The organism is Mediterraneibacter agrestimuris (genome assembly GCF_943193195.1).
In the GTDB taxonomy this organism is placed as follows: domain Bacteria; phylum Bacillota; class Clostridia; order Lachnospirales; family Lachnospiraceae; genus Schaedlerella; species Schaedlerella agrestimuris.
Map to the genome: position 1 here is coordinate 127,003 of NZ_CALPDG010000005.1, position 9,382 is coordinate 136,384.

10 protein-coding genes are annotated in these 9,382 nt (G+C 42.0%); 7 read left to right on the top strand and 3 right to left on the bottom strand.

The genetic code is table 11. The features are described from left to right. The 3 genes from NFS18_RS04700 to NFS18_RS04710 all read right to left on the bottom strand — a co-directional run bounded on the left by NFS18_RS04700 (position 1) and on the right by NFS18_RS04710 (position 3,298). A complete protein-coding gene (locus tag NFS18_RS04700; protein WP_251388447.1) occupies positions 1-639 on the bottom strand; it encodes a 4'-phosphopantetheinyl transferase family protein in 639 nt (212 codons plus the stop codon). Further along, a complete protein-coding gene (locus NFS18_RS04705) occupies positions 636-2,252 on the bottom strand; it encodes an EAL domain-containing protein (RefSeq protein ID WP_251388449.1) in 1,617 nt (538 codons plus the stop codon). Before NFS18_RS04705 ends, NFS18_RS04700 begins: the two co-directional genes overlap by 4 nt. 149 nt (positions 2,253-2,401) lie before the next feature. Next, positions 2,402-3,298, bottom strand: coding sequence for a hypothetical protein (locus NFS18_RS04710; protein WP_251388451.1), 897 nt, complete (start codon positions 3,296-3,298; stop codon positions 2,402-2,404). A gap of 237 nt (positions 3,299-3,535) precedes the next feature. Here NFS18_RS04710 and NFS18_RS04715 point away from each other — a divergent pair, with 237 nt between their 5' ends. From NFS18_RS04715 to NFS18_RS04745, 7 genes are all read left to right on the top strand, one after another. After that, positions 3,536-4,276: an AzlC family ABC transporter permease gene (locus tag NFS18_RS04715; protein WP_334301853.1), complete on the top strand. Its 741-nt coding sequence runs from the start codon at positions 3,536-3,538 to the stop codon at positions 4,274-4,276. Next, positions 4,273-4,584, top strand: coding sequence for an AzlD domain-containing protein (locus NFS18_RS04720; protein WP_251388455.1), 312 nt, complete (start codon positions 4,273-4,275; stop codon positions 4,582-4,584). The genes NFS18_RS04715 and NFS18_RS04720 overlap by 4 nt, the downstream gene beginning before the upstream one ends. 393 nt (positions 4,585-4,977) lie before the next feature. Then, entirely contained in the window at positions 4,978-6,135 is a 1,158-nt protein-coding gene (locus NFS18_RS04725; protein ID WP_251388457.1) for a helix-turn-helix domain-containing protein, read from the top strand. Continuing rightward, a complete protein-coding gene (locus NFS18_RS04730; RefSeq protein WP_251388459.1) occupies positions 6,128-6,655 on the top strand; it encodes a hypothetical protein in 528 nt (175 codons plus the stop codon). Before NFS18_RS04725 ends, NFS18_RS04730 begins: the two co-directional genes overlap by 8 nt. 267 nt (positions 6,656-6,922) lie before the next feature. Further along, positions 6,923-7,456 (top strand): DUF5697 family protein, encoded by a 534-nt coding sequence (locus NFS18_RS04735; protein ID WP_251388461.1) that lies wholly within the window; start codon positions 6,923-6,925, stop codon positions 7,454-7,456. Position 7,457: 1 nt separating this feature from the next. Next, the gene (locus NFS18_RS04740; protein ID WP_251388463.1) at positions 7,458-8,123 is read left to right on the top strand and encodes a DUF6100 family protein; all 666 of its coding nucleotides are present in this window, start codon (positions 7,458-7,460) and stop codon (positions 8,121-8,123) included. 314 nt (positions 8,124-8,437) lie between these two features. Beyond that, positions 8,438-9,088 carry a hypothetical protein gene (locus tag NFS18_RS04745; RefSeq protein ID WP_251388464.1) on the top strand — a complete coding sequence of 217 codons (651 nt, stop codon included), beginning with the start codon at positions 8,438-8,440 and terminating at the stop codon, positions 9,086-9,088. The last annotated feature ends 294 nt before the right edge of the window (positions 9,089-9,382 follow it).

Genomic DNA, 9,382 nt, shown 5'->3' on the forward strand with positions numbered 1-9,382 from the left:
CTATTCCCTCAATTGAATCAATCTGACATCTGCATCAATCTGCCTGTCTGTCGAGCAGACTGCCACACGATATGTTCCTCCCCCCAGTTCGGATTCCATATAGTAAAATATTTCCCGAAATTCCTCCGGCTGCCGTATCAGTTCTGCCGTATTCCCTAAACGGATTTCAAAGGCATTCAGAGGCATTGTCAGTCCCCTTCCGGTTGCCTTTATAAAGCTTTCCTTTAAGACCCAGTAACGAGTAAATATTTCCCGCTGTTTTTCTCCCTCTTCCTCTTCAATACATCGGTATTCTGATTCGCAAAAGTATCTCTTTGCTAAAGCCATCCGACATTTCTGCACCTTTTCTACATCACATCCTACCAACGGCTGTAAAGCAGATGTTTCTCCCGCCGTACATACCGAACACAAAACATATTCTCCCGAATGCGAAAAATTATACGCTTCCTGTCCATCTAATCGAAAATATTCTTTCATCTTAGCATATAAAGCCCATACTCCGATACTCTGTGCTTTCCCCTGCCTGTGCTTGAGCCTGTCCGCTTTCTCCTGCCGAAACCCGGGCGCCTCCAGATAATATTTTCTGTAACATTCCTCCTGAAAAAGAGGTGTAATATCAGCAGCCCATGTGTGTATCATCTCAAGTATCTCGCTTCAAATGTATCAATTGTAATCGGCTTGTTAAACAAGGTCCCCTGTACATATTCACATCCCAGTTCCTTTAACATATTCAACTGATCCTGTGTCTCTACCCCTGCTGCCGTCACTCTCGCCCCAAGCCTGCGGCAGACATCAATCACTGCCTTTACCACGATCTGGCTGCGGCTGTTGCTGACAATACGGGATACAAGACCTTTATCCATCTTCAGACCGTCAAACTCCATAATCGAAAGAATTGAAAAGCTAGAATCCTTCTCTCCAAAATGATCCAGCGTGACCCGGATATTTGCCTTACGAATCTTATTACTTGTCTCAGCAAGCATCTCCTGATTCATGCCATGAGCAGCCTCCGAAACCTCAACCTCCAAATACTCACACGGTACCTGATACTTCTCTACCAGTTCCAGCATCTGATCCGCAATACTTTCATGGCGAAGTGTTGCCCCCGTAAAATTCACAGAAACAGGCAATATCGGCAGTCCCTCCTCTTCCCACTTCGCTAACGTTTTGCAGACCTCTTCAAATACATAAAGATCCAGATAATGAGACAGCTTCGTCTCCTCCAGAAGTGTAATGTATCTGCTCGGATTCATCACTCCAAGATCTTTGTGATGATAACGTACAACAGCCTCCGCACCTACAGTTTCTTCTGTATCCGCATCCACGATCGGCAAAAGGCATACAATAAAATTCCCGTCCTTTAAATCTGTCAAAAGATCTTCCTTGATAATTGGCTCATGATGCCCCTTTCTCTGATGCTTATAATACTTCTGCTTCTCATCCCACATCATATTTTCCGCATTAAAAATCAAATGATCTGCCTTGATGTCAACCTTCTCCCATGCATATCCCATTGTTGTAAGACCCAGGCTGATATTTTCCAGTCTGCTATGAGCTGTATTCACCTGTTTCATGAACTTTTCATAGGAAACATCTTCAGCTATCGCAAGGAACTCATCTCCAGTCAAGCGGTAAACTGACCCCGGGCGGAAATATTCTTCCAGAATTTCGCCCACACGGATAACGACCTCATCACCGTACTCTCTTCCGAATTCTTTATTAAAGTTCTTCAGTCCGTTGATATCCACAGACAGCGCCCCCAGTGATTTCAGTTCTCGCTGCTCCACATCCGCAAGATAAGAAACAAAACTATTTCTATTCATCAGCCCTGTCAAATTGTCATGATAGCTCAGATATTCTTGCTGCTTCTGCATCTTCTGCATAATGATCGTCTGTGAGATCATCTGAATCATCGCCTTAAGAAGCTCCAGAGTACAGCCCCCGCGATGTACTTTAACTGCTGCCAGTACGGCTGTTACTCCATCTTCCAGCTCTAGCTGTATACTATAGCTTTCTTCTGTCGTATCCGTAATCTCCTGTTTAATCCACTTCGGCCACTGTTCAGAATCCAGCAGCTTAATTTTATCACGCTGCCATGGAACATTTTCCGTACACCATTCATAAATTGTCAAAATCTCATATTCATCTTTTTCGATATAATAAACATATTCTGAATCATAATAATTTCTTATCTTGCTCAAAACACTGTTCATAATCTCTACTAAAGAATAAAGCTTTTGCTTTCCATTCATAATTAACTCTCCTTACCGCTCCATTTTCGGTAAAAAACCCCTTATTTAGGTAACTGTTGATTGTTTTTATTTTAGTATAAACCTACAAAAAATGCAATATCATTTCCGACAAACCAATAGTTCCCTGTTATAGTTCTCTTTCTTTTATCTTACTTTCTTTTCCCTGTCTCTTCATGCTTAATACTCTCGTCACTCTCCGCCGTTTCCTTCACAATTCTAAGAAAATCTCTGTCTTTTTTCTTTCGTCTTGGTACAAAACGGGCAACGAAATTCCCCTTCCCCCGGTTCTTCACATAAATATATCCAAATACAGAAAATACGGCTGCTCCGATAAAATTGACAATTAAATCCTTCATCGTATCGATCAGTCCGATATCCAGATAGCCGCCAAGCCCTAATTCCTTCCCGTTTACGACTACACTTTTGATGTTATCAATGGCAGTCACTACATTTCCGCCGTTGGGATCAAGCGTTACAGAACGAATCACCTGTACTACTGTATCCTTCTGCATATCCAGCCCAAAAAACATGTCCATTCCAAACTCAAAGAACTCCCATATAACACCTATCGTCATAGAAAAGCAAAATGCCACGATTGCGGTAAACAACGGAGACAATTTGAACATTGTCTTCTCACTTCGATTCAGCAGATCCACCAACGAAAAACCTATCGCAGCTGCTAAAAATCCATTGATCGTATGCAGAACCGTATCCCACATAGGAATAAGCACATAATATTCTCTGATTTCTCCCAATATCTCCGCCGCAAAAATAAAAATTAAAATTAATATTTCCAGAACCGTTGGCAACTCAATTTTAAACGTCACCTGTACCAGACTCGGCATAACCAAAAGAATCAACGTAAGTATACATAAAAAAAAGTTCTCATAATTTCCATTCAGAAATTGTAAGATCATTGTCACAATAACAAAGATACGCAGGACAAAATAGACAATAAAAGAGCTTCTGTGTTCCCGAAGCTCCATATCCAATGCCTTTAATATATTCTTCATCCAACTGTTCTTTTGTTTTTTATTCTTTGACATTTTTTGTATCCTTTCCTGTATATCTGCAAACGTTTTATCTTTATTTTTATTCTATAAAGAATGCTACCTCTTGAAATACCAATTGTCAAGGATATATCATGAAATTTGTTTTACTTCTGTCGCTTCCCGATATATAATAGAAAAGACGCTCCGGTAAATTGCGCAGCGGTCCCGCCTGACGCAGACCAGACGCCAAAAGAAATAAAAAGGGTGATATAAATCGTGTATACAAAAGAAATAGATTATTCATTTCAGACAAAAACAAACAGAACTGCACTCCGGCAGGGATTCCGTGACGGAATCCCCATCGGACTCGGCTATTTTGCCGTATCATTTTCACTGGGAATTGTTGCCCGCAATGCAGGACTTTCTCCCTTTCAAGGTTTTTTAGCCAGTGCACTTTGCAGCGCCTCCGCCGGAGAATATGCCGGATTTACACTAATTGCTGCAATGGGTACATTTTTAGAAATCGCAGTTATTACTTTTATTACCAATGCACGTTATCTTTTAATGAGTTGTGCTTTAAGCCAAAAGGCGGACCCGGCGCTGCCGCTACGACACCGTCTTCTAACTTCCTTCTATATTACTGATGAGCTTTTTGCAATTTCTATTGCACGCCCTGGTTTTATGAATCCATATTATACATACGGAGCCATTCTCATTGCATCACCCTGTTGGGCGTTTGGAACTGCTTTAGGCGTCATTGCCGGCAACCTGATGCCGCTGCGTCTTGTCAGCGCCTTCAGCGTGGCTCTTTACGGAATGTTTCTTGCTGTGATTATTCCGGCTGCACGCAAAGAAAAAGTAATTGCCGGACTGATTTTACTATCCTTTTCCGCCAGCTTCGGAGCTGCATATCTCCCGGTGATCTCAAACCTCTCTGACGGAACAAGAACAATTATTTTGACCGTTGTAATTTCTGCATCGGCAGCGATACTATTTCCGAGAAAATCTGAAGAAGAAAGGACACAAGTATGACAACCGGACAAATTTACATTTACATTTTTATTATGGCGGCAGTCTCCTATGCAATCCGGGTTCTGCCAATGACACTGATACGCAAACCAATCACAAATCGTTTTGTACAGTCATTTCTATACTATGTACCTTATGTAACACTGGCAGTTATGACATTCCCAGCTATAACAGAAGCAACACAAAGTCCTTTAGCCGGGTTGCTGGCGCTGTTGGCAGGAGTTGCAGCAGCATGGTTCGGTGCGGGATTGTTCCCTGTTGCGGTAATCTGCTGTGCTGTGGTATTTGCGGCAGAATTGATTTTCTTATAAGACTAATCCTTAAGCATGACAGACAGCATAGCAAATTTGATGTAAAAAATCCCCAAAACTCGAGGTTTTAGGGATTTTTAAAAATTCACAAGAGGCGTAGACCGGATTTGAACCGGTGAATCAGGGTGTTGCAGACCACAAAATCAAGCCCCGGAACCCGCTAAAACTCTGGTGTTTGATAACCGTGTCCACCTTATGACCACCTTATTTCAACCAATTCAAATTGAGCCCTCGTGCCAATCGAGGTACTAAATCTGCGCCATGGCACTGAATAAATTAATATTCAAGTATAGATTCATTATAAACTACTGATATACCTTTCGTCCATGCCATTTAAAAAGTTTTATTTATTAATTTTTTATAAACAAAATATCTTAACATATGGAGGTAATTATGAACTACCAACTAGAATTAAAGCAACTGGTGGATTACCCACGTTGCCGTATATACCGTGAATTTATACGTTCCTTAGTAAAAGAAAAGAACATCCGTACCAACGGGGGTTCTTTTCTTTTTTATTACATCCTTCTTTGTTCCTTTGCAAATTACCGAACATCCAACCGGAGAATAGAGGGCATCACCTACACTGTAGGTCCGGGTGAATGGATATGTCCTCTCTCCGAACTTAAAGACCAATTCCGGCTCCGTTTCCAACACCAGGTACTTTCTGTTCTGGAATTTTTTGAAGAACAGCATTACATCTCATATTCTCTTCTAGGGAAAAACAAACTTATAAAATTTACGATCGCAGACTGGCAAAAGGACAATACCGTCCTTCGGTACAGTTATCCCTGCAAGAAAGACATGGGATTTTTCTTCTTCTCAATAGCAAAAGTCCATGAATTGATAGGCATGGGGAAATGTTCAGAAATGGATATCCTTCTGGATCTTTGGGTACATACAGTTTTTAATGACACGCAAGTACAGGGATCAGATATTGGGCCCGTTGTATATTTCCGTAACAATACTGGCAATCCACTGACCAATTACAGCGAACTTGCCGAGCGATGGGGATGCTCCAGAACAACAGTGAGCCGTCTTCTAAAAAAGCTGGAAGGCCTGGACCTGCTCTCGCTCATTCCTTTCTCTGGAAATATTGGCAGCGTAATCTACCTGAAGAATTATCTTTCCACTATGTTCAGCATTAGCGATGTCATGATAGACAAGGAGGAAGTTGCACTCACCTTGAGCCTGCCAATCCAAATACCGGATGAGCCGGAAACTGTTCCAGAATCTGATATAGAAGCTCAAATTCTTGTTTCAGATAGCGAAGAGAGCGTTCCGAAAACACACATGAATTTCATAGTAGAGAAAGTGTCCAAACTCCTTGTAACACAAGGGATTCCTTGCTGTCAGTGTAGCAAGACGAAATACCAATTATCTAAATTATCGGACTGCAAGGGTATGTATAGTTTAGAGATTATCTGTCCTTACGGTAATATGGCATACCGCTTTGAACTACGGATTACACCGCAGACGCATCCGGAAGCATCAGACCTGTTTTCTAAAGTACCATCTATCGAACTGAAAGGAGGCAACATCTATGTCTAAATACCAGAAAAACTATCCAAGCCCAGAGGAAGACCCAAGATTCCACGATACCTATCAGTTTCTGAAGCGATACCGTGATGCTACATACAGTCTGAAAGTGGTAATTCATCAGCTGGAGAGCCAGTTTAAGTTAGAATATGGCTCATCCATAGACGAATTCTTAGATTCCATTTATGCTGCCGGGATAGAACTTGGAGACGGCAATATTGAGGAGCGGGCTAAGAGCATAGAACGCAGCAATAAGATGTTGAAACTACTGGACTCTTCTGTTGACCTGCTGAGAAGCAATCATAAGTATGGCGAACAGTATTACTGGATTCTATACTATTCCTTCCTTTGTCCACAGGAGTTACGGAATACGGATGAGATTATCGAAAAACTGGTGCCCCATATTGACAACATTTCCTACCGGACCTTCTACAGAAAGCGCCGGGCAGCTATTGAGGCGCTCAGCACAATCCTCTGGGGGTTCACAGCTAAGGAAACGCTGGACCTTTTAAACAAATTCTTCCCTGAATAATGGAATTGTCCACATTTGGCAGAACATTGGCACAGCAATGCGATTGTAAGGGAAAAATACCCATGTTACAATATCCATGCTTATAGTTCTCGTTTTTACCAGCACCCAAAGATGGTGCTTTTTTGTTACCCAAAACCCAGCCGGCATGCTTGAACAGATATGTCTATACGTGCAGAATCACGTGATAAATACGTGTAGTATTTGCAAGTATTGAACACGTAATTTTGTACGTGTAGATGCCCTACAAAGAAAAGGAGATATGATGAAATGAAGACCAGAGATGAAATATACCATGGAGAAGCTGAAGCGTTGCTGCGTATTATTACCTCGTATCATGCCCTAACCTATGAACAGGTGATTGCAACTTTTCCAAGAAAAGACGAGTCCTTAAAGATATTGATAAAAAGTCTAATAAAACAAGGCCGCATCTACTATGATCCCAGCAGTAACCTGTTGTGTGACAAGGCGGAAGCAGCACAGTCGCCGGATCGGGAAATGATTGCTGCTTACTGGGTTTTACTGGATTTTAAGAAAGCACTGGTATATCACACAAGCGGAGACTTTCCGGTAAAAATACATTTTTTCTCCAATGATGAGGCTTATGAAATTATAGCCGCTTCACCTGAACAGGAAGTGCTGCTAAATCATGTTCTTGCCCAGACAAAGGATACCGAGGCAAACCGTCTGGTCATTGTTTCCTCAAAAGAACAGGCCATGAAGATACAAATTCCAAATGTAGTCGCCTTTTGTACAGTGGATTTCGATGGGCATGTCAGCTACTACCAAAAGAAAGAGAGGTAAAATGGATACCAAAATACTATTGCAGCGAATCAGTGTAATTGAAGAACAAACGGACAAATTAAAAAATTCGTTATTCGCTATGAAAATGACGGATCTACAGAAATATCCTACGAATTATGAAGAGCTTAGTACCGATGCAGCTCTAAGGGCTGAGCGCATAGCCTGCCAGCTTCGGAACTTAATCTACGCTACAGGGATTGTCAGTAAAACAGAATATATGGAAAAATCCGCAAAAGCCCATGGAATACGGATACAGCATAGCGATGGTATTCTGACCATACAACTCCCAGGGCTGCTTCCAAAACGGAAAGCACATGTCAATACTGCCTTCCTCAACGAACCGCTTCATTTTGCATTGAAGGAATATCTGGAGCATGATGCACTGCCTGTTTTTGAGAATTGTGTCGTATGTTTCGTCCAGATTTATGATCAGAGGCTTCCACTAAGGCGTATCCGTGATTATGACAATCTGGAATTCAAACAGATTTTAGATACCATATCTCTATTTGTGTTGCGGGATGATAGCGGACTGTTCTGCGATTCCTACCACACTTCCATACTGGAAGATTCCGATTATACTTCTGTACACATCATGGACAAATCGGTTTTCCCAGAATGGCTGAAGCATGAAAAAAAGCGCATATCTGCCCTGTCGGAAATTTCCTGATTTTTTTAGGAGCTTTACCGACATAGGTAAAATTCCGTACGAAAGTTGTAGAATCTGTGCTTCTATGTACCCTATTTACCTGATTTCAACCCAAGTATGGAGTCTGATGGGTATTTTTAAGGAGGGATTCGTCTATTCATACAAACACAATTCGTTATCTGCTGTTGGAGATGACGGCACTAAGCGGAGAATTTCCCGCAGACCAGTTAAGCAGGCTAATCCCCAGTCAAGCCTATGCCGAAAAGGTCATTACACAACTAAAAGCTGAAAAACTACTCCGTATCCATTACCGTGATAAACTGCGGGGGTACCGTTTGACAAAAAAATCTAAGGAAATGCTGCTTCAGGATAATGCTGCCCGCTTTACCTTTTATCTGACCGGAAACACGGAAACAAACCAGGTTCGTTCAGAACTGACCAGGCGATTGCGCCTTCACCAAAAAGCAGAAGTCTATATTACTTTGCACCATGCCGGCATCCCCATTTATCCGGATGCGAAGCCAGTGCTTTTTTCTTCCAAGCACCCTGTTTCTTCCGTCAGTATGCAAAGCTTTCCTCTGTTTTATTCCTCACGGGAAATCAAACAGCTCGGAGCGGATACAACAAAAATAAAAAATTCCCGCAGTATGGGTGTTTTATTAGCAGAAAAATATATTTATGTACTTTATAATACCGGAAGTTCCTTATTGAAATGGGAATACCGAACTGAAATCAGGGTCAATGCCTTCCTGCAGTATTACTTGAGAGGGAATCCTTACCCGCAGCCTCCAGAAGTCCGTGCCATCATGCTCGGACGAGACATGGGTACTGCACTTCGTCTATTGACGAGCACCGGAGGATACAAGAAGTCTTTATTTATGTTGGATACCTGTCTCCTTTCCTCCGTATTCTTCTGCATCACCTCCCAGACAGCGGTTATGCCCGTTGTCAGTACATCTACTTTTTGTTTGGATTTCTTACGATGATTTTCCATTCTGTTCGGCGTGTTGGCTTCCATTTGTATATGGCGGTGTCAACGTTACATTTGACCTCTATCAGAAAGCTTTCTGAATACTAGCAGCTTCTTCTCAAGCATACCAGCCGTTGCCGGAGTATCTTCGGTTTCCACATACTACTCTCTGATACAGCGGTGGAATCCTGTGTTACCTTTAAGCCCCGAAAGGCACCCATACAGCTCATTCAATTTTCAACGAATCATGAAGGGTTATCACAGCCTATAATGAAAATAGGAGGGGGCTGGCTCCACTACTGTTTTAGCT

Excerpts from the sequence above, each read along its gene's own strand:
- NFS18_RS04700 (WP_251388447.1), bottom strand. The coding sequence starts at position 639 with ATGATACACACATGGGCTGCTGATATTACACCTCTTTTTCAGGAGGAA.
- NFS18_RS04705 (WP_251388449.1), bottom strand. The coding sequence starts at position 2,252 with ATGAATGGAAAGCAAAAGCTTTATTCTTTAGTAGAGATTATGAACAGT.
- NFS18_RS04710 (WP_251388451.1), bottom strand. The coding sequence starts at position 3,298 with ATGTCAAAGAATAAAAAACAAAAGAACAGTTGGATGAAGAATATATTA.
- NFS18_RS04720 (WP_251388455.1), top strand. The coding sequence starts at position 4,273 with ATGACAACCGGACAAATTTACATTTACATTTTTATTATGGCGGCAGTC.
- NFS18_RS04725 (WP_251388457.1), top strand. The coding sequence starts at position 4,978 with ATGAACTACCAACTAGAATTAAAGCAACTGGTGGATTACCCACGTTGC.
- NFS18_RS04730 (WP_251388459.1), top strand. The coding sequence starts at position 6,128 with ATGTCTAAATACCAGAAAAACTATCCAAGCCCAGAGGAAGACCCAAGA.
- NFS18_RS04735 (WP_251388461.1), top strand. The coding sequence starts at position 6,923 with ATGAAGACCAGAGATGAAATATACCATGGAGAAGCTGAAGCGTTGCTG.
- NFS18_RS04740 (WP_251388463.1), top strand. The coding sequence starts at position 7,458 with ATGGATACCAAAATACTATTGCAGCGAATCAGTGTAATTGAAGAACAA.